The organism is Streptomyces sp. NPDC025806 (genome assembly GCF_055558275.1).
Genome location: NZ_JBVHMU010000006.1, coordinates 407,825 through 426,817, shown reverse-complemented (window position 1 = coordinate 426,817; position 18,993 = coordinate 407,825). Strand labels below are relative to the sequence as shown.

General features: G+C 72.9%; 19 protein-coding genes and 1 pseudogene. 11 read left to right on the top strand and 9 right to left on the bottom strand.

Features of this window, described 5'->3' with window-relative positions:
• Positions 1–161, top strand: a pseudogene (locus ACZ4E1_RS17470) (2-oxoacid:ferredoxin oxidoreductase subunit beta); the annotation flags it as partial.
• Positions 162–363: 202 nt separating this feature from the next.
• Positions 364–1,284 carry an EamA family transporter RarD gene (gene rarD, locus ACZ4E1_RS17465; protein WP_467539984.1) on the top strand — a complete coding sequence of 307 codons (921 nt, stop codon included), beginning with the start codon at positions 364–366 and terminating at the stop codon, positions 1,282–1,284.
• 28 nt (positions 1,285–1,312) lie between these two features.
• On the opposite strand, the gene ACZ4E1_RS17460 is transcribed toward rarD, so the two are convergent.
• On the bottom strand, positions 1,313–2,683 hold the full coding sequence (locus tag ACZ4E1_RS17460; protein WP_467539956.1) for an outer membrane protein assembly factor BamB family protein: 1,371 nt from the start codon (positions 2,681–2,683) through the stop codon (positions 1,313–1,315).
• Positions 2,684–2,878: 195 nt separating this feature from the next.
• Between ACZ4E1_RS17460 and ACZ4E1_RS17455 the strand changes: the two genes are divergently transcribed.
• Both ACZ4E1_RS17455 and ACZ4E1_RS17450 read left to right on the top strand, forming a co-directional pair.
• The gene (locus ACZ4E1_RS17455) at positions 2,879–3,328 is read left to right on the top strand and encodes a VOC family protein (RefSeq protein WP_188337433.1); all 450 of its coding nucleotides are present in this window, start codon (positions 2,879–2,881) and stop codon (positions 3,326–3,328) included.
• Positions 3,329–3,463: 135 nt separating this feature from the next.
• Entirely contained in the window at positions 3,464–4,051 is a 588-nt protein-coding gene (locus ACZ4E1_RS17450; RefSeq protein WP_467539955.1) for a flavodoxin family protein, read from the top strand.
• On the opposite strand, the gene ACZ4E1_RS17445 is transcribed toward ACZ4E1_RS17450, so the two are convergent.
• The 4 genes from ACZ4E1_RS17445 to ACZ4E1_RS17430 all read right to left on the bottom strand — a co-directional run bounded on the left by ACZ4E1_RS17445 (position 4,052) and on the right by ACZ4E1_RS17430 (position 8,489).
• Positions 4,052–4,942 (bottom strand): ABC transporter permease, encoded by an 891-nt coding sequence (locus ACZ4E1_RS17445; protein WP_467539954.1) that lies wholly within the window; start codon positions 4,940–4,942, stop codon positions 4,052–4,054.
• Positions 4,929–5,888 carry an ABC transporter ATP-binding protein gene (locus ACZ4E1_RS17440; protein WP_467539953.1) on the bottom strand — a complete coding sequence of 320 codons (960 nt, stop codon included), beginning with the start codon at positions 5,886–5,888 and terminating at the stop codon, positions 4,929–4,931. Before ACZ4E1_RS17440 ends, ACZ4E1_RS17445 begins: the two co-directional genes overlap by 14 nt.
• 85 nt (positions 5,889–5,973) lie before the next feature.
• Positions 5,974–7,245: a LolA family protein gene (locus tag ACZ4E1_RS17435; RefSeq protein ID WP_467539952.1), complete on the bottom strand. Its 1,272-nt coding sequence runs from the start codon at positions 7,243–7,245 to the stop codon at positions 5,974–5,976.
• A gap of 233 nt (positions 7,246–7,478) precedes the next feature.
• Positions 7,479–8,489 (bottom strand): polyprenyl synthetase family protein, encoded by a 1,011-nt coding sequence (locus ACZ4E1_RS17430; protein WP_467539951.1) that lies wholly within the window; start codon positions 8,487–8,489, stop codon positions 7,479–7,481.
• A 272-nt stretch (positions 8,490–8,761) separates the two neighbouring features.
• Between ACZ4E1_RS17430 and ACZ4E1_RS17425 the strand changes: the two genes are divergently transcribed.
• The gene (locus ACZ4E1_RS17425; protein WP_467539983.1) at positions 8,762–10,759 is read left to right on the top strand and encodes a CocE/NonD family hydrolase; all 1,998 of its coding nucleotides are present in this window, start codon (positions 8,762–8,764) and stop codon (positions 10,757–10,759) included.
• 215 nt (positions 10,760–10,974) lie between these two features.
• Here ACZ4E1_RS17425 and ACZ4E1_RS17420 read toward each other — a convergent pair whose 3' ends face one another.
• The 4 genes from ACZ4E1_RS17420 to ACZ4E1_RS17405 all read right to left on the bottom strand — a co-directional run bounded on the left by ACZ4E1_RS17420 (position 10,975) and on the right by ACZ4E1_RS17405 (position 13,142).
• Positions 10,975–11,781, bottom strand: a complete 807-nt coding sequence (locus tag ACZ4E1_RS17420; protein WP_467539950.1) for an HAD family hydrolase — start codon at positions 11,779–11,781, stop codon at positions 10,975–10,977.
• 65 nt (positions 11,782–11,846) lie between these two features.
• A complete protein-coding gene (locus ACZ4E1_RS17415) occupies positions 11,847–12,290 on the bottom strand; it encodes a hypothetical protein (RefSeq protein ID WP_467539949.1) in 444 nt (147 codons plus the stop codon).
• A gap of 13 nt (positions 12,291–12,303) precedes the next feature.
• On the bottom strand, positions 12,304–12,669 hold the full coding sequence (locus ACZ4E1_RS17410) for a DUF7919 family protein (protein ID WP_467539948.1): 366 nt from the start codon (positions 12,667–12,669) through the stop codon (positions 12,304–12,306).
• An 11-nt stretch (positions 12,670–12,680) separates the two neighbouring features.
• Complete coding sequence (locus ACZ4E1_RS17405) at positions 12,681–13,142, bottom strand: hypothetical protein (protein WP_467539947.1); 462 nt, start codon at positions 13,140–13,142, stop codon at positions 12,681–12,683.
• A 159-nt stretch (positions 13,143–13,301) separates the two neighbouring features.
• Here ACZ4E1_RS17405 and fahA point away from each other — a divergent pair, with 159 nt between their 5' ends.
• From fahA to ACZ4E1_RS17375, 6 genes are all read left to right on the top strand, one after another.
• The gene (gene fahA, locus ACZ4E1_RS17400) at positions 13,302–14,561 is read left to right on the top strand and encodes a fumarylacetoacetase (RefSeq protein ID WP_467539946.1); all 1,260 of its coding nucleotides are present in this window, start codon (positions 13,302–13,304) and stop codon (positions 14,559–14,561) included.
• Positions 14,562–14,957: 396 nt separating this feature from the next.
• Positions 14,958–15,740, top strand: a complete 783-nt coding sequence (locus ACZ4E1_RS17395) for a GntR family transcriptional regulator (protein ID WP_467539945.1) — start codon at positions 14,958–14,960, stop codon at positions 15,738–15,740.
• A 50-nt stretch (positions 15,741–15,790) separates the two neighbouring features.
• Entirely contained in the window at positions 15,791–16,018 is a 228-nt protein-coding gene (locus tag ACZ4E1_RS17390; RefSeq protein WP_255971869.1) for a 4Fe-4S dicluster domain-containing protein, read from the top strand.
• Positions 16,019–16,033: 15 nt separating this feature from the next.
• Positions 16,034–17,395: an ABC transporter substrate-binding protein gene (locus ACZ4E1_RS17385; protein ID WP_467539944.1), complete on the top strand. Its 1,362-nt coding sequence runs from the start codon at positions 16,034–16,036 to the stop codon at positions 17,393–17,395.
• Complete coding sequence (locus ACZ4E1_RS17380; RefSeq protein ID WP_467539943.1) at positions 17,392–18,213, top strand: ABC transporter permease; 822 nt, start codon at positions 17,392–17,394, stop codon at positions 18,211–18,213. The genes ACZ4E1_RS17385 and ACZ4E1_RS17380 overlap by 4 nt, the downstream gene beginning before the upstream one ends.
• Complete coding sequence (locus ACZ4E1_RS17375) at positions 18,194–18,991, top strand: ABC transporter ATP-binding protein (protein ID WP_467539942.1); 798 nt, start codon at positions 18,194–18,196, stop codon at positions 18,989–18,991. The genes ACZ4E1_RS17380 and ACZ4E1_RS17375 overlap by 20 nt, the downstream gene beginning before the upstream one ends.
• Positions 18,992–18,993: the final 2 nt, after the last annotated feature.

Genomic DNA, 18,993 nt, shown 5'->3' with positions numbered 1-18,993 from the left:
ACACCCTGCACCACACCCCGATCGGCGTGTTCCGCAACGTCCGCCGGCCCGTCTACGACGTCCAGATGTCCGACCAGCTCGACGCCGCCATCGAGCAGAACGGCAAGGGCGACCTCGCCGCACTCCTCGCCGGTGGCGACACCTGGACCGTGGTCGGCTGACCTCCGAGAACGTCCGTCAGGACCGTATGGCGATACGGGCATGACATGGACCGCCCCGCGGCGCTACCTTGCTTGATGGCCGCCGCGGGGCTGCCGTGTGTCTTGAGGAGGGTCCGTGGAGGACGGGGCGGCAGGGTCTGCGGCGCAGCAGGCGAGGAACGAGAGCCGCATCGGCCTCGTCAACGGATTCGCGGCGTACGGGATGTGGGGCCTCGTGCCCCTGTTCTGGCCGCTGCTCAAGCCCGCCGGGGCGATCGAGATCCTGGCCCACCGCATGGTGTGGTCGCTGGTCGTCGTCGCCGTCGCACTGCTCTTCGTCCGCAAGTGGGGCTGGCTGCGTGAGCTGCTGCGGCAGCCGAAGCGGCTCGGGCTCGTCACCGTCGCCGCGGCCGTGATCACCGTGAACTGGGGCTTCTACATCTGGGCCGTGAACGCGGGCCATGTCGTCGAGGCCTCGCTCGGCTACTTCATCAACCCGCTGGTCTCGATCGCCCTCGGCGTCCTGCTCCTCAAGGAGCGGCTGCGGCCCGCGCAGTGGGCGGCCGTCGGCACGGGCGTCCTCGCGGTCCTCGTCCTGGCGATCGGCTACGGGCGCCCGCCGTGGATCTCGCTGATCCTCGCGTTCTCGTTCGGCACGTACGGGCTCGTGAAGAAGAAGGTGAACCTGGGCGGTCTGGAGTCGCTGGCCGCCGAGACCGCCGTGCAGTTCCTGCCCGCGCTCGGCTATCTGCTGTGGCTGACCGCCCAGGGCGGTTCCACCTTCTCCACCGAGGGCCCGGGGCACGCCGCGCTGCTCGCGTCGACCGGCCTCGTGACGGCGATCCCGCTGGTGTGCTTCGGCGCGGCGGCGATCCGCGTCCCGCTGTCCACGCTGGGTCTGCTCCAGTACCTGGCGCCCGTCTTCCAGTTCCTGCTCGGCATCGTCTACTTCCACGAGGAGATGCCGGTCGAGCGCTGGGCCGGGTTCGGCCTGGTCTGGGTCGCCCTGATCCTGCTGACCTGGGACGCCCTGCGCACCGCCCGCGCGGGCCGGGTCGAGCTGGCCCGCGTGGCCCGGGCCGCCGCGACCGCGCCCTCCGGTTCCGGGAAGAGCGCGGCCGACGAGGCGGTCGGGACGGTCTAGGCGCCGACGGCCGACCGGGTGCCGGTGGTCACCAGCGGTCGTAGGCGGTGAACGGGGCGCCACCGCCCCGGCTCGCCGTGATGAGCTGCCCGTCGTGCGCGTACATCCCGCCGACGGGCCCCGGCACCTCGTCCCGGAAGTGGCGTTCGTCGATCTCGTCGCCGTCGTCGGGGTCGAGCTCGACCAGAGTGGTGATCGCCGCCGACTGGGTGGACCACTCGTTCAGGACCGTCACCCGGTCGCCGAGCACGGCCAGGGCCGGGGCCGGGTTGTCCATCTCCTGCGACCAGACCTGTTCGCCGGTCCTGAGGTCGAAGGCGACGACGATGTCGTGGTCGCCCTTGCGCCAGTAGCCGGACAGCGCGTAGAGCCGGTCGCCCGCGACCGCCGTCTGCATCCGGTCGCCCGCGTTGATCACGCCCTTGTCGCGCGAGGCGTCGATGGTGGGGCCCGGGCGTCCGTTCGCGTCGAACGGGACGAACACACCGGCCTCGCTCGGCGACGGGTTGCTGGTCGCCGGATTGTCCGGGGCCGCCCCGACCGACAGCACCAGCGGGTCGACCGATTCGATGCCGATCGAGGTCTTCGGGTCGAGCGGGCGCCGGTCGTCGATCGGCGCGTTCCACTTCAGGGCGCCGCTCGCGCGGTCGAACGCCGCCACGGTCAGCTCGGACACCTCGCGCTTGTCGCGTCCGCCGGCGTCGCAGGAGAGGACCGCGAACACCCGCTTCTCACCGATGGAGACGCCCTGCGGCCCGCACCGGTCGGGCAGCTCGGCCGTCCAGCGGAGCTTGCCGGTGCGCAGGTCCAGGCCGCGGAGCGTCACGTCGTCGCCCTTGCCCTGCTGCCGCACCGGGTTGCCCTGCGCGTCGGGTTCCGAGCCGCGCCGGTCCTGGGCGATCACGGCGAGGTCGCCGCGTGCGTCCAGGGTGGGGGCGCTCCCCGGGACCGCGTCGCCGAACGAGTCCTTGGCGGGCTTCGCCTCTTCCTTCCACAGTTCCCGGCCGTCCTTGGTGTCCAGCGCCAGGATCGTCGTGCAGCCGGCTCCGGGCCGCCCGGCGACGTCGCCGCCGGCCGCGCCCCGGGCGACCAGGACGGTCCCCGCGCCGGCGTGCTCCGCGGTGCCGCAGATCTCGCCCCGGCCCGGTGGCACGTACTCCCAGAGCCGCTCGCCCTGGCGCCCTCCGGTGAGCCCGAACCCGGTCACCGCGTCGCCCTTGCTGCGGACGGCCACGTCACCGACGACCCAGTCGTCGTCGCCCGATCCGACCGCCCCCGAGCGGTCCTCCGGAGCCGACCAGGACCGCACCATGGCGTCCCCCGGCAGATAGCCCTCGGTGGACATGAACCAGGCGGCGATCGATCCGATCCCGCCCAGCACGACGGCCAGCGTCACCACTGGGCCTATCCAACGTCTTCCCGACATCACGCGCCCCCCAAGGCTGCACATGTCCCAAGCCCCCGTGCGGCGTCACCCCCCTGGCGTCCGCCGCCGCCCGCCGACCCCCCGGCCGCGCGAGCGAAGATCATCGTAAGTGAGCCGATGCGCTCACGCGTCCTCGTTCTGTCCTCTTGCCGCCCTATAACTGGTCACATGACCTATGACTGGAAGCTCGTCGTCGACGCCGCCGACCCGCACGCCCAGGCCGAGTTCTGGGCCGCCGCCCTCGGCTACGAGATCGAGGACAACGCGGCGCTGATCGGAAGGCTGCTGGGGTTCGGGGCGCTCGACGAGGGCGACACGGTGGAGCGCTGGGGGCGGCGCGCGTTCCGCGACCTGGTGGCCGTACGGCACCCCGAGGACCGGGTGGACGAGGAGAGCGGCACCGGGCTCGGGCGGCGGATCCTCTTCCAGCGCGTCCCGGAGGCGAAGTCCGGCAAGAACCGGCTGCACATCGACCTGCACGTGGGCGCCGAGCGGCGGGCCGCCGAGGTCGAGCGGCTGACCGGGCTCGGGGCGCGCACCGTCGGCGAGTTCAAGGAGAAGGGCGGCTCCTGGGTGGCGATGACCGACCCGGAGGGGAACGAGTTCGACGTGCAGTGAGTCGGCGGGCGGTGAGTCGGCGTGCGGTGAGTCGGGCGCACCGCGCGGGCCCGCCCGGGAAAAGCTCCCCCCTTTTTCATGCATCTGCATATACTGCGTATGCAAGTAACAGTGTTCTGCGTCCCTGGGGGAGCCATGTCCGACCGCAATTTCCTGTTCGTGCTCGGCAGCAGCCGCTCCGGCGGCAACTCCGAGATCCTCGCCCGCAAGGCCGCGGAGCAGCTGCCGCCGAGCACCGGACAGACCTGGATCGACCTCTCCGAGCACCGCCTGCCCGAGTTCGAGGACCTGCGGCACGACAGCGACCACGTACGGCCGCGCGAGGGCGCGACCGCCCTGCTGCTCGACGCCACCCTCGCCGCGACCGACATCGTGATCGTCTCGCCGCTGTACTGGTACTCGGTCTCCACGGCCACCAAGCGCTACCTCGACCACTGGTCGGGCTGGCTGCGCACCCCCGGCGTCGACTTCAAGGACACGCTCGACGGGCGCACCCTGTGGGGCGTGACCGCGCTCGCCCACACCGAGGAGGTCGTCGCCGACCCGCTGGTCGGCACGCTGAACAACTCGGCGGCGTACCTCGGCATGCGCTTCGGCGGCGTCCTGCTCGGCAACGGCAGCAAGCCCGGCGACGTCCTCACCGACACCGCCGCGCTGACCCGCGCCAAGACCTTCTTCGCCCAGGACGCTCCCCTCGCGCGGTACCCGTACGCGCAGGACTGATCAGGCGGTGATGTCCTTCGCCGTGAAGCGGGCCCAGGCCGCCGAGCCGAAGACCGCCGCGTACAGGGCCTGCAGTTCGAGGTTCTTGACGAGCTCGGTCCAGTAGACCGGCTCGCGCATCAGATCGGCGAAGGACAGCCAGTAGTGCGAGAAGAAGTACGGCTGGATCGCGTGCAGCTGCGGGATCTGGTCGAGGATCTGGACCGTGATCAGCAGGCCGACGGTGGTGGCCATCGCCGCGATCCCGCTGTTCGTCAGCGTCGAGACGAACAGGCCGAGCGCGGCGATGCCGACGAGGGACAGCGCCACGGCGACGGCGATCAGGAAAGCCCGGCCCAGGCCCTCGCCGAAGCCGATCGTGGTGCCCGAGATGGTCGTCAGGTCGCCGAGCGGGAACAGGATCGCCCCGGTGACCAGCGCCGACACCGCCACCACGAGCGTCGCCACGAGGCAGAACGTCATGGTCGTCGCGTACTTGGTCAGGAGCAGCCGGGTGCGCCCTGCCGGGGCCACCAGGAGGTAGCGCAGGGTGCCCGCACTGGCCTCGCCCGCCACCGCGTCGCCCGCGATCACCCCGACCGACATCGGCAGGAAGAACGGGAGCGTCGCGGCCAGCGCCGTGAACACCAGGAACAGCCCGTTGTTCGTGATCTGCGCGATGAACGCGGGGCCGCCGCCCTCGGGCCCTCCCCCGCCGACCCCCGAGCCGCCGCTCGTCTCGATCCTCACCGCGACGCCGATGAGGATCGGCACCCCGGCCAGGACGGCGAGCAGGGCGAGCGTGCGCCAGCGCCGGAACGTCATGACCAGCTCGCTGCGGAACAGTCCGAACGTCCACCAAAAGCGGCTCGCCCGCACCGCCGGCGCCGCCGTCGTCTCAGCCCGCGACATCGAAGCCCTCCCCGGTCAGCGCCACGAAGGCGTCCTCCAGCGAGGCCCGCTCGACCCCGAAGCCCCGTACGCGTACTCCCGCGGCGACCAGCGCCGCGTTCAGATCCGCCAGGTCCGTCTCCGGGGGCGGCGGGTCGGCGGTGACCCGGTCGTCGGCGCTCTCCAGGACCGTGATCCCGTGCTCCTTCAGGACGCGGGCCGCGTCCGCCGCGTCGGGTGTGGTGACGGTGAGCGTGCCGCGGGCGCCCGCCGCGAGCTCCGCGACCGGGCCCTGGGTGATCAGCCGGCCGCGCGTCATCACGGCCGCGTGCGTGCAGACCTGTTCGATCTCGTCGAGCAGGTGCGAGGACAGGAAGACGGTCGTGCCGTCGGAGGCCAGCTCCCGCACCAGGGTGCGGATCTCGCGCATGCCCTGCGGGTCCAGACCGTTCGTCGGCTCGTCCAGGACCAGCAGCCGGCGCGGCTGGAGCAGCGCCGCCGCGAGCCCGAGCCGCTGCTTCATGCCCAGCGAGTACGCCTTCGCCTTCTTGCCCGCGGCAGCGGCCAGGCCCACCCGGTCCAGGGCCGCGCCCACCCGGGCCCCGCGGGTGCGCGGGTCGGCCGTCGGGTCCGCCGCGTCGTAGCGCAGCAGGTTGTCCCGGCCGGAGAGGAAGCCGTACAGGGCCGGGCCCTCGATCAGGGCGCCGACCTGCGGGAGCACCGTCCGGCTCGCCCTGGGCATCGGCCGGCCCAGCACGTGCGCGGCGCCGGACGTCGGCTCGATCAGGCCCATCAGCATGCGGATGGTGGTCGTCTTGCCCGACCCGTTCGGCCCGAGGAAGCCGAAGACGGCGCCCTGCGGGACGGTCAGGCTCAGCCCGTCGACGGCGAGCTGTCCGCCGCGGTACCGCTTGCTGAGCTCGTGCGTCTCGATGACCGGCGGGGTCCCGCTGACCGGCGTCGCCATGCCTCTCCCTCGGATCCCTCGGATGTACGCAGTGCGGGGGCGGGACGTGACGCCCCACCCCCGCACCGCATCGGTTCGCTCCGGATCAGCGCGCCTCGGCGGCCTTCACCAGCGCGTCCTTCGTGACGGCTCCGGCGTAGGCCTTGCCGTCCTCGGTGATCAGCACGTTGATCAGGCGGGTCGAGTAGACCGTGCCCGTGCCGAAGTCGCCCTTGACCTTGTCACCCAGCGAGTCCAGGAACTTCTGGGCGTCGGCCGGCACGTCGCCCTTGGCCGCGCCGCCTCCCGCGAGGCCCGCGCCCTCCGGCAGCTTCAGCTCGGCGATCGAGGTCCAGCCCTCGCCGATGACCTTCATGCCCTCGGCCCCGTCGACGCCCTCGACGCCCTTCGGCGCGCGCTGCGGGTGGTCGCCGGGCCGCTCGCCCTTGCCCGGGAGCTCGTGGCCCTTGAGCTCCTTGCCCTTCAGCTCGTCGGCCTCGGTGACCTTGGTGCCCTTGGCCGGCTTGAAGTCGAAGGTGGACGCGGCCGGCTTGCCGAAGTCGACGCCGGTGAAGCCCGCGTCGACGACGGCCGCGCCGCCGCTCGCCGGGGTCAGCGTGAACTTCAGCGGCGTACCGGTCTTCGCGTCGACGGCGATCGTGATCGCGCCGACCGTCGAACCGGACTGCTTGGGCTTGATCTGCAGCCGGTACGCGTCCCGGCCCGCCACCTGCGAGGTGCCGTCCACGCTGAACGACGTGGTGTCGCCGGACGCCTTGAGGATCTCGTCCGTGAGCGCCTTCGGCGTGGCGGGCAGCTCGTCCTCGCGCTGCTTGGCCCGGTCACCGGAGCCGTCGTGCTTCCCGGTGTCCTTCGCGTGGTACGCCTCGTTCGACCTGCTGTCGTAGGCCCAGACGTCGCCGCCGTTGTGGATCACGCTGTACTCGGCGGCGTCGTCGAGGATCGACAGCTTCTGCCGGTCCGGGCCGTCCGCCGCGACGCGCAGCGTGTGCGTACCGGTGGCCAGCTCGGTGAACTTCGCCTTCGGGTCGGCCGAGGAGGAGCCCTCGCCACCGCCCTCACCGCCGGCGCCGCCGAGCATGCCGGCCGCGCCGCCGCCCAGCGCGGGCAGCCCCAGATCGGTGTGGATCTTCACGGTGCCGGACAGCTGCTCGGTGTCCGAGGCCGCGATCTTCTCCAGGAGTTCCTGAGCCGTGATCTTCGGCAGGTCCGGGTCGCCCGAGTCGGCGAGCGCCGGGACCAGCCCGATCGTCGCCGCGGCCACCCCGATCACCGCCACGGGGACCGCGTACCGGGCCGCCCTGCGCCGCCCGGCGCCCCCGCCGTCGTGGCTGTCTTCCGCTGCGTACGGTGCCATGTCTGTTGCCCTACCTCCGTGATCGGCGGCGGCCTACCGTCTGTGCACTCGTCGGTCTGTGTCCCACTCCGAGCCGCCATTCTCACCCGAATCGGTCCTGAATCGGTAAGGAGTGGATGACTCAATCTGACCAAACCGGCACCGCGAAGACGTCAGACCCCGGGATCAACTCCGCGTACGCCTACGGGATGACACGGGGCGTCACAACCCCTCCGGGTGGCGCAGAGGAGGGCTCAGCCGGCCCGGTGCACCACGGCGTCGCACAGCTCGACCAGCGCGGACTTGGCCTCGCACGCGGGCAGCGGGGCGAGCGCGGAGCGCGCCTCCTCCGCGTAGCGCACCGTGTCGCGGCGGGCCTGTTCGAGTGCCGGGTGGGCGCGCAGCCGGGTGAGGGCCTCGGCGTGGCGCGCGTCGTCGGTGAGGTCGGAGTCGAGCAGCTCGACGAGCGCCAGGTCCTCGGGCAGGCCGAGCTTCTCGGCGCGCTCGCGCAGCCGCAGCACGGGCAGCGTCGGGATGCCCTCGCGCAGGTCGGTGCCCGGGGTCTTGCCGGACTCGTGCGAGTCGGAGGCGATGTCGAGCACGTCGTCGGCGAGCTGGAAGGCGACGCCGAGCCGCTCCCCGTACTGGGTGAGGACGTCGACGACCGTCTCGTCGGCGCCGGACATCATGGCGCCGAACCGGCAGGCCACGGCGATCAGCGAGCCGGTCTTGCCGCCGAGCACGTCCAGGTAGTGGTCGACCGGGTCGCGGCCGTCGGCCGGGCCCGCGGTCTCCAGGATCTGGCCGGTGACGAGGCGCTCGAACGCCTCCGCCTGGATGCGGACGGCGTCCGGGCCGAGGTCGGCGAGGATGTGCGAGGCGCGGGCGAAGAGGAAGTCGCCGGTGAGGACGGCCACCGAGTTGCCCCAGCGCTGGTTGGCACTGGGCACGCCGCGGCGCACGTCCGCCTCGTCCATCACGTCGTCGTGGTAGAGCGTGGCGAGGTGGGTGAGCTCGACGACGACGGCCGAGGGCACGACGCCCGGCGCGTACGGGTCGCCGAACTGCGCGGCGAGCGTCACGAGCAGCGGCCGGAAGCGCTTGCCCCCGGCGCGCACCAGATGCTGGGCCGCCTCCGTGATGAAGGGAACCTCGCTCTTGGTGGCTTCGAGGAGTCCCTCCTCGACAGCCGCCAATCCGGACTGGACATCGGCTTCGAGAGCCTGGTCCCGAACGCTAAGACCGAAAGTCCCGACGACGGTCACGAGTGGGTCTCCTGTCTGCTGACGATCATGACGATCACATGGCGAACTCGGTCGATCATTCGGTCGATGACACGGTTTGTCGATGTGTCGCTGCCATCACTCAAGTCAGCGTATCCGGTCGCGTTTCGATCACAGGGGGCGCCTTCCCGGACTGTCCAGCCCAGGCGCCTTTCGGACGCCCCCGGTATGTTCCTGATCAGCCGATACGACCAGGGGTGACCATCTTGTCCCGCACCGCCACGGATCCCGCGCCGGAACCGCCGACACCCCGCATCCGCACCGACCTGCCCTTCGACGTGTCCCACGAGGACGTCCGGATCCCGCTGCCGGACGGCACGACGCTGTTCGCCCGCGTGTGGCGCCCCGAGACCGACGCGCCCGTCCCCGTCCTGCTGGAGTACCTCCCCCACCGTCTCTCCGACCGGACGGCCGCGCGCGACCACCAGCGCCATCCCTGGTACGCGGGCCACGGCTACGCCTCCGTACGGGTCGATGTGCGCGGGCACGGCAACTCCGAGGGCCTGCCGGGCGAGGAGCACGGCGCGCAGGAGCTCGCCGACGGGGTCGAGGTCGTGAACTGGCTGGCCGGGCAGCCCTGGTCCACCGGCAGGGTCGGCCTGTTCGGCATCGGGTGGGGCGGGCTGAACTCCCTCCTGATCGCGGCCCTCGCGCCCGAGCCGCTCAAGGCGGTCGTCACCGTCTGCGCCACCGACGACCGCTACGACAACGACCGGCACTACCTGGGTGGTTCCGTGCTCGCCGTCGACCTGCACGCGGGGGCGGCGGCGCTGCTCGCGTCCGTGTCCCGGCCGCCGGACCCGGAGTTCGTCGGCGACCGCTGGAAGGACATCTGGACCGAGCGTCTGGAAGCGGTCGAACCGTCCGTCCACACCTGGCTGTCCCACCAGACCCGGGACGACCACTGGCGCCGCGGCTCCGTCCGCGAGGACCTGGGAGCGATCCGGGCCGGCGTCCTCGCGGTCGGCGGCTGGCACGACCCGTACCGCGACACCGTCCTGCGGCTCGTGGCCGCGCTCCCCGACGACCAGGTGCGGGGCATCATCGGCCCCTGGTCCCACCAGTACCCCGACCGCTGCCGGCCACCGGGCCCCGGCATCGGCTTCCTCCAGGAGACGCTGCGCTGGTGGGACCACTGGCTGAAGGACGAGGACAGCGGCGTGACGAAGGAACCGAAGCTGCGCGCCTGGATCAGCGACTCCCACCCGCCCGCCACCGTCTACGCCGAGCTCCCCGGCCGCTGGGTCGGCGAGCCCTCCTGGCCCTCCCCGCACATCACCCCGACCACGTACGAGCTCCAGGGCTCCCCCGTGCTCGTGCGCTCGCCGCAGCAGACCGGCCTGGACGCGGGCCGCTTCGTGCCGCTCGGCGGCGCCGCGGATCTGCCGCCGGACCAGCGGGACGAGGACGCGAAGTCGGCGTGCTTCGAGTTCCAGGTGGCGGAGGACCTCACGGTGCTGGGGCGGCCCCGGGTCCGCCTGCGCGTCAGCTCGCCCGTGCCGCGCGGGCAGGCGGTCGCCCGGCTCTGCGACGTCGCCCCCGACGGATCCTCCACGCTCGTGACGCGCGGCGTCCTCAACTTCACGTCCCGGCACGGTCGTTCGGTGACCGTGCCGATGGTTCCCGGCATGACCGAGGACGTCACGTTCGAGCTGGCCGGCATCGGGCACGTGTTCCCGGCGGGGCACCGGATCCGGCTCGCGGTGTCCTCCGCGTACTGGCCCTGGATCTGGCCGCAGCCCGGCTCCGAGCGCGGCTTCACCCTCGACCCGGTGGGCAGCGCGCTCGAACTGCCCGTCCGCTCCGAGGACCCCGCGACCGCCCTCCCCTCCGCCTTCGGCGAGCCCGAGCAGTCCGAGCCGCTCGGCGTCGTCCGCCCCGTCGCCCTGGACGAGGAGGAGCGGCCCGAACGCCTCGTCGTACGGGACGTGGCCGCGGGCGAGTGGACGCTGGAGGCGGTCGCGGGGTGCGGGGGTGTGCGCGTCCATCCCGACGGGCTCGAGTACGCCGAGGAGGGGCGGGACACGTATGTCGTGCGGGAGGACGACCCGCTGTCGGCCCGGGCCCGCTCGGAGTGGTCGGTCCGGCTGCACCGGGCCGAGCGGGGGTGGGACGCGCGGGTCTCCACGCGGTCGGAGATCTCCTGTACGGCTGGGGAGTTCGTGACGTCCGACGAGGTCGTGTGCCGGGACGGGGACGAGGTCGTCTTCCACCGGACGTGGGAGCGGAGGGTTCCCCGGGTGGCGGGTTAGGCGCCTTCTCGTGTGCGAGGTGCCCTCGTCGGGCGGCTGCGGGCTTCGTCGTGGCTGGTCGCGCAGTTCCCCGCGCCCCTGGAGATGCGCACTTCGTGCGCATCTCCATCGGGCGCTCGCCTGTCGGGGAAATGCTGCGCGCAGCGCATGCATTTCAGGGGCGCGGGGAACTGCGCGACCAGCCCCCACCGGGTCGCACCCGGCCACGAGACGGATCAGGACCCGAACAGGCGTTCCAGAGTCACCGCCACACCATCGTCCTGGTTCGACGCAGTCACCTCGTCGGCGACGGCCAGCAGCTCGGGGTGGGCGTCGGCCATCGCCACGCCCCAGCCCGCCCAGCCGAACATCGGCACGTCGTTCGGCATGTCACCGAAGGCGATCGTCTCCGCGGGCCCCGCGCCCAGCCGCTCCGCGGCGCGTTCGAGGCCCGTCGCCTTGGTGACCCCGAGCGGCTGGAGCTCGACCGTGCCGGGTCCGGACATCGTGACCGTCGCCAGCGATCCGACGGCCGCCCGCGCGACCGCCGCCAGCGCGTCGTCCCCCAGCTCGGAATGGCGCAGCAGCACCTTGCTGATGGGCCGCTCCCACAACTCGCTGCGGTGCCACACGGGCTGCGCCGGGAGCGTGGGGTGCGGCATCCGGTACCCGGGCTCGATCAGCGTCAGGCCGTCGACGCCGTCCTGGTCTACGGCCGCGTGGACCTGGCCGACCTCCGCCTCGATCTTCCCGAGCGCCTGCTCGGACAGCTCCCGGTCGAGCGTGCGGGACCAGAGCAGCCGGTCCGTCTCGGCGTCGTAGAGCTGCGCCCCCTGCGCGCACACCGCGAGCCCGCCGCCGCCGAGGCTGTCGAGGAGGTCCTTGACGCGGGGCGCGGGCCGGCCCGTCACGACGATGTGCCGGGCCCCCGTCGCGGTGGCCCGGGCGAGCGCGCGGCGGGTCCGGTCGGAGACCGTGTCGTCGCCGCGCAGCAGCGTTCCGTCCAGGTCGGTGGCGATGAGGGCATATGCGTTGGCGGCCATGGGCCGAAGAATACGGATCACGCCAGGGGTGCGTGGGCGCCCTCGGAAGGGGTCCTTCGAAGGGGTCAGACCGAGGCGGCGTGGCACGCGAAGTGGTACTCCGCCTCGCAGACGATCACGAGCCGGTCGAGCGCGCCGGACAGGAACATCCAGGGCTCCTCGACCGCGCCCCGCACCCGCTCCGCCCAGCCCGTCGCGGGCAGCCGGCACTCCAGCCAGGGGCGCGGGCGCACATGGCTCGCCACGTGGACGGCGCCACCGATGCCGTACGCGGCGAGCCGGGCCTCGATCCACGCGTCGAGCACGTCGGGCGGGGAGTCGTCGCGGAGCAGGGCGTCCGGCTCCGCGTGCACCGACCAGGCCCGCTCGATCGCGGCCCGGGCCCAGCCCGGCTCCTCGTCCACCGACAGACCGCGCCCGGTCCACAACTCCCCGAGCCCCGCCTCGACGACCACGAGAGCCGCCCGCTCCCGGCGCACGCGGAGCCTGCGCAGGGCGGGGCTCTCCACAGCGTCCTCCGGGTCAGAGCAGGGCCAGTTGAAACTCGTCCGGTGGACTGTAGCCGTGGTCCACGATGTAGTGCAGAACCAGGCAGGGGGCCGCGTAGACCGTTCCTTCGCCCGCCACCCGGAGTTCGCCTGTGCCGAGGAACTTTCCGCGGAAGTAGTTCTTCTCCCCGGCTTCGTCGAGTGTCCGGCAGAAGTCGCAGAAGTGCATTCCCCGGTACACGTTCACCACGTCGTCGAGCAGCCCGTACAGCCGATCGACGACCTCGTCCGGAACGGCGCCGGTGCGGAAGGGGTGTTCCTTGTCGAGCCATCCGACGTTGACGACGCCGGGCTCAGGACCGGCGTACTCGTAAGGCGACAGGTCCGGGTAATACGTCATCCTCGAAGCCGTCAGTTCTGGCCGGCGAGGCGCACGTAGTCGTAGTGGAGGGGGTCGCCGTCCTCGTCCACGGGGTGGGCGTGGCTGCTCTGGTTGGCGAGGGCGATCTTCAGGCGCGGGAGTTCGTCGAAGCCGAGGTCGTTCTCGGTGATCTCGTGGCCCCGCTCGGCGAGCTGCTCGAAGAGGTCCGCGCTCGGGGTGCGGAAGACGTCGAGGCCGTCGAGGAGCACCCGGACGTCGGCGTCCTCGTCCAGGAAGCGGAACAGTTCGACACCGCTCAGCGCGCCCCGGGTGAAGCCCAGCACCATGTTCAGGCCCGAGGCGTCGTGGCTGAGCAGGATCTGGCCCGGTTCCGGGTCGGCGGAGGCGACCCGCAGCGGGCCCCACGCCCGGACCGCGTCGCACGCCTCCCGTGCCGGCATGCCGAGCCGCAGTGGCCCGGCGCCGACCAGTGGCAGCAGTTCGAGCTCCATGTTCCGTCCCTCGCCTTCCTCGGTTTCTCCCGGCCCATCCTCGCCGCTTCGGCGCCCGCCGGGCCCGTCACGGCTCGATGACGCAGGCACTGCCCGAACGCCGTTCTCCCACGTAACGTGTGGCTGGCCCACCCCGAATGGAAAGTGAGGCCCGTAGGCATGGCACCCGCAGCCACGTCCGAGCACACCCCGCTCGACCCGTTCGACCTCCCCGAAGGCCACCCCTTCGGCGCCCACAACCTCCCGTACGGCGTCTTCTCGCCCGCGGGACAGGAGCCCCGCGTCGGCGTCCGCCTCGGCGACCACGTCCTGGACGCGGGCGCCGTCGCCGCCGCGCTCGGCTCCCCCTACGGCGCCCTGCTGGCCCGGCCGAACCTCAACCCGCTGCTGGCGGCGGGCCGCACCGCCTGGTCGGACGTGCGGCGCGCGCTGACCGGCTGGGTGACGGTCCCGGCCCACCGCGAGACCGTCCGCGCGCATCTCCACCCGCTCGACTCGGTCGACCTGCACCTCCCGTTCGAGGTCGCGGACTACGTCGACTTCTACGCGTCGGAGAACCACGCCTCCAACCTGGGGCGCCTGTTCCGCCCGGACGAGGAGCCGCTGAAGCCCAACTGGAAGCACCTGCCGGTGGGGTACCACGGCCGCGCCGGCACGGTCGTGGTCTCCGGCACCGATGTCGTCCGCCCCTCCGGGCAGCGCAAGGCTCCCGCGGACCCGGCGCCGGTCTTCGGCCCGTCCGTCCGCCTCGACATCGAGACCGAGGTCGGTTACGTCGTCGGCACCCCGTCCGCGCAGGGCACGTCGGTGCCGCTGGCCGCGTACCGGGACCACGTCTTCGGCATCTGCCTGCTCAACGACTGGTCGGCCCGCGACATCCAGAACTGGGAGACCGTGCCGCTGGGCCCGCACCTCGGCAAGTCCTTCGCCACGTCCGTCTCCGCGTGGATCACGCCGCTCGACGCGCTGGACGCGGCGCGGGTGGCCGCGCCGGAGCGGACCGTTCCGCTGCTGCCGTACCTGGACGACTCGGGCCCGGACGCCGAGCCCGCCGGATACGACCTGCGCATCACGGTCTCCCTCAACGGCGAGGTCGTCTCCGAGCCGCCCTTCTCGGGCATGTACTGGACCGGCGCGCAGATGCTGGCCCACATGACGGTCAACGGGGCCTCCTTGCGGACCGGTGACCTGTACGGGTCCGGCACGATCTCGGGGACCGAGGAGAACGAGCGCGGGTCGCTCATCGAGATGACCTGGAACGGGACGCGGCCGCTGAAGCTCTCCGATGGGGTTGAGCGGGGGTTCCTGGAGGACGGGGATGTCGTCACCCTGAGCGCGTGGGCCCCTGGGCCCGGGGGGACCCGGGTGGGCCTGGGCGAGGTCACGGGACGCATCGTCCCGGCTCCGGTCACGCCGTAACTCCGTCGGTTTCGTCGCCGGGTGCGGCCCGGTGGGGGCTGATCGCGCAGTTCCCCGCGCCCCTGAAGGCACACTCCGTGCGCCCCAGGGGCTTGCCGGTCGCGCCCCGCGACGGAGTCGCTGATCGGACACAGCCCCGCGCCCCTGGAGATGCGCACTTCGTGCGCGATCTCCATCGGGGCGGCGCCCCATCGGGGAAATGCGGCGCGAAGCGCCATGCATTTCAGGGGCGCGGGGAACTGCGCGAGAAGCCCCACCGGCCCGCACCCGGACGAGGTGGCGGAACCCCCCGGGACGGGCGCCGCACCGCAGGTCAGGGCCCCACCCATGGCACCCCGCGATGGCGCAATAAAGCGGCAACACCACCACCCCGCGCCCCCGGCTATCGTCCGTCGCATGCCCGCCGCAGACCGCGTACGAGAATCCACCGGAGCCGGAGCGACCACCGTCGCCGCCCGCCGCCGGCGACTCCGTGCCGACCAGGCCCGGCAGCTCGCCGACCTGCTGCGCCACCAGATCCTCGCGGGCCGCTTCCCGGACGGCGCCCTGCCGCACGAGGAGTCCATCGGCGCCGACTACCGCGCCTCGCGCAACACCGTCCGCCAGGCGCTCGACCTGCTGCGCGCCGAGGGACTCGTGGAGCGCAGAGCCGGGGTCGGCACGACCGTGTGCGCCCGCAAGTACGCCCACGGCATCGACCGGCTGAGGGGACTCGCCGAGACCCTGCGCGAGCACGGCCCGGTCACCAACGAGGTCCGCACGATGGGCCCCGTCACCGCTCCCGCCCCGGTCGCCGAACGGCTCCGGCTGCCCCCGGACACCGACGTCCTCTACATCGAACGGCTGCGCCGCCTCGGCGGGCTGCCACTCTCCCTCGACCTCACCTACGTACCGCTCGACATCGGCGCCGGACTCCTCGGCGCCGACCTGGAGAACACCGACGTGTTCCGCCTCCTGGAGTCCCTCACCGGACAGCCGCTCGGCCACGCCGACATCACCCTGGAGGCCGTCACCGCCGACGCGCACTCCGCGGCCGTGCTCCAGGCCCCGCGCGGCGCCGCCGTGCTGATGCTGGAACGCCTCACGCACCTGGCCGACGGCCGCCCCGTCGACCTGGAGTTCATCCGTTTCCGCGGCGATCGCATCACCATGAGCGGCAGGCTGCCCCGCGCCCTCTGACGCACCCCTGCCGCACCCCGCTTCTTTTCCGCCCTTCCCTGGAGACAGCCATGCCCTTGGCGCCCCAGCGGGCCGACGTGCCCGTGACCATCGACGAGTCGAAGTGCATCGACGGCTGCACCCTGTGCGTCGACATGTGCCCGCTGGACTCCCTCGCCATCCACCACGACAGCGGCAAGGCCTACATGCACGTCGACGAGTGCTGGTACTGCGGCCCGTGCGCGGCCCGCTGTCCCACCGGAGCCGTCACGGTCAACATGCCCTATCTGCTCCGGTGAGAGGCCCGAACTCCCATGAGACACACGGCAGTCGCCCGCACGGCGGCGACGCTCGCCCTGCTCGCCCCGCTGGCCGCCTGCGGCGCCGCGTCGGCCGGCGACGACTCGACGGTCACCGTGACCGTCGGCTACCAGTCCAAGACCGTCAACACCGTCACCGCAGGCACCCTGCTGCGCTCCCTCGGCACCTTCGAACGGGAACTGAAGGCGCTCGGCGCGCGGGACGGAGTCACGTACGAGGTGAAGTGGCAGGACTACGCGACGGGCGCCCCGATCACCGCCCAGATGACCGCCGGGAAGATCGACATCGGGTCGATGGGTGACTTCCCGCTGCTGCTCAACGCGGCCCGCGGCGCCCAGCTGGGCCGCCCCACGAAGCTGGTCTCCGTCACCGGTTACAACCTGCGCGGCGGCCTCAACACCGTGGTGACCGCGCCCGGTTCGAAGCTCGCGTCGCTGTCCGACCTGCGCGGCAGAAAGGTCTCCACCAGCATCGGGTCGGCCGCCGACGGCACCCTCGTGCGCGCCCTGCGACGCGCCGGGATCGACCCCGACCACGACGTCGAGAAACTCAACCAGCAGCCCGCGGTGGGGGCTTCGGCGCTCACCGCGGGCAGCGTGGACGCCCTGTCGCAGTTCGTGGCCTGGCCCGGACTGCTCGCGCACCAGGGCAAGGCGAAGGCGCTCTACGACGGAGCCGAGCTGAACCTGCCGACCTTCCACGGCGTCACCGCCCGCGCGGACTTCGCGAAGAAGCGCCCCACCGTCCTGGAGGCGTTCCTGAAGGCGCAGGCCGCCGCGACGGACTACCTGGACGAGCATCCGGTGCCCGCCGCCGAGAAGGTCGCCCGCGCCACGGGCCTGCCGGCGGAGGTCGTCTACCTCTACAACGGCGCCCACGGCATCGCCACCTTCGACCCGGCGCTCAAGCCCCGGCTCGTCGCCGCCCTGAAGAAGGACGTGCCGGTCCTGAAGTCGGCGAAACTCGTCGGTGACGTGGACGTCGACGCGTTCGTCGACGACCGGTACGCGCGCCGCGCCCTCGGCGCCGGCTCCTACGCCCGGCGGCTGTCCGCGACGCCGCCGCCGGCCCGCTCCGAGGTGTGGCCCAAGGGCGCCTCGCGCACCCTGGAGTTCGGCACTCCCACCGCGCTGCTGCGCCACGTCGCCGCCCACCGCTCCGAGGTCCGCGCCGCGTACGTGCCCGACGCCCGCACCGGCACGCTCTGGTTCGCCGACCGCGCCGTGTGGGTCGCGGACGGCGAGCGCCTCGTCCCGTTCGTCACCCCGTCGGGAGCGCGCGCGTACGTCTCCGGTCACGCCGGGGCCCGCCTGCTCGCCTCGTACGCGGACGCCCTGAAGCGGGCCGCCGCGTGAACCGGGCCGCGCGGGCCGCGCTCCGGCTCGCCTCGCTCGCCTGTGCCCTGGGCGCCTGGCAGGTGCTCACCTCGCTCGACGTCGACGTCTGGCTGCGGTTCTCCCAGTTCCCCACCGTCACCGACGTCGCGCACGCCTTCGGCGCCCGGCTCGGCACCGGCGCGTACTGGCAGGACGTGACCGACAGCCTGCGGCGGATCGTCACCGGCTTCCTGCTCGCCGCGCTCGCGGGCGTCGCCACCGGCACCGCCGTGGCCCGCTCCCGGGTCGCCGAGGACCTGCTCGGGCCGCTGCTCGAAGTGGTCCGGCCGATCCCGGCGATCGCGCTCGTGCCCGTCGCGATCCTGCTGTTCCCCAGCAACGAGCAGGGCATCGTCTTCATCACCGGTGTCGCCGCCTACTTCCCCGTCCTCGTCGCCACCCGGCACGCCGTGCGCGCCCTCACCCCCGTGTGGGAGGAGGCCGTGCGCACCATGGGCGGCGGGCGGTGGCGGGTGCTGCGCTCGGTCGTCCTGCCCGGGGCGCTGCCCGGCATCCTGGGCGGCCTGTCCGTCGGCATCGGCGTCTCGTGGATCTGCGTGATCTCCGCCGAGATGATCTCCGGCGAGTACGGCGTCGGGTACCGCACCTGGCAGGACTACACGGTCGTCGACTACCCGGGCGTGTTCGTCGGCATGGCCACCATCGGGGTGCTCGGCTGGGCGACCTCGACCGCGGTGGAGCTGGCCGGACGCCGGGTCACCCGCCGGCTGCCGGGCCGCACCCCCACCACCCCGCACCCGAAGGGGGCGAGCATCCGTGCCACCCACCTCGTCTGACTCCGGGGCCCGCATCGCCCTGCGCGACGCCACGCTCGGCCGGCCCGGCGCCCCCGCCCTGGCCGGGGTGAGTGTGGACGTCGACCCCGGGCAGGTGCTGACCGTCGTCGGCCCCTCGGGCTGCGGCAAGTCGACCCTGCTGCGCACCCTCGCCGGACTGCTCCCGCCGCTCGGCGGCCAGGTCACCGTGGACGGCGCACCCGTGCGCGGGCCCGGCGCCGACCGCGCCCTGGTCTTCCAGGAGGACGCCCTGCTGCCCTGGCGCGGGCTGCGCGCCAACGTCGAACTCCCGCTCGCCATCGCCGGACACGGCCGGGCCGCCCGCCGCGAGCGGGCCGCGCACTGGCTGGCGCGGGTCGGGCTCGACGGCCTGGAGCGGCGGCTGCCGCACCAGGTCTCCGGCGGGCAGCGCCAGCGCGTCCAGCTGGCCCGTGCGCTGGCCGGGGCGCCGCGTGCCGTCCTCATGGACGAGCCGTTCGGCGCACTCGACGCACGGACCCGCGCCGGCATGCAGGACCTGCTCGTCGACGTGTGGCGCGACACCCGCGCGAGTGTCGTCTTCGTCACCCACGACGTCGACGAGGCCCTGTTCCTCGGCGACCGGGTCGCCCTCCTCGACGCGGGTCGGCTCACCGCCGTCCACGACGTGCCGCACCCGCGCGAACGGACCGCCCGGGACGCCCCCGCCACCACCGCACTGCGCCGCACCGTCCTGTCCGCGCTCGGCGCGCGCAGCGAACGCGGCGCGCGCACCCCCGAAGAAGCCCCGCTGTCGTGAAA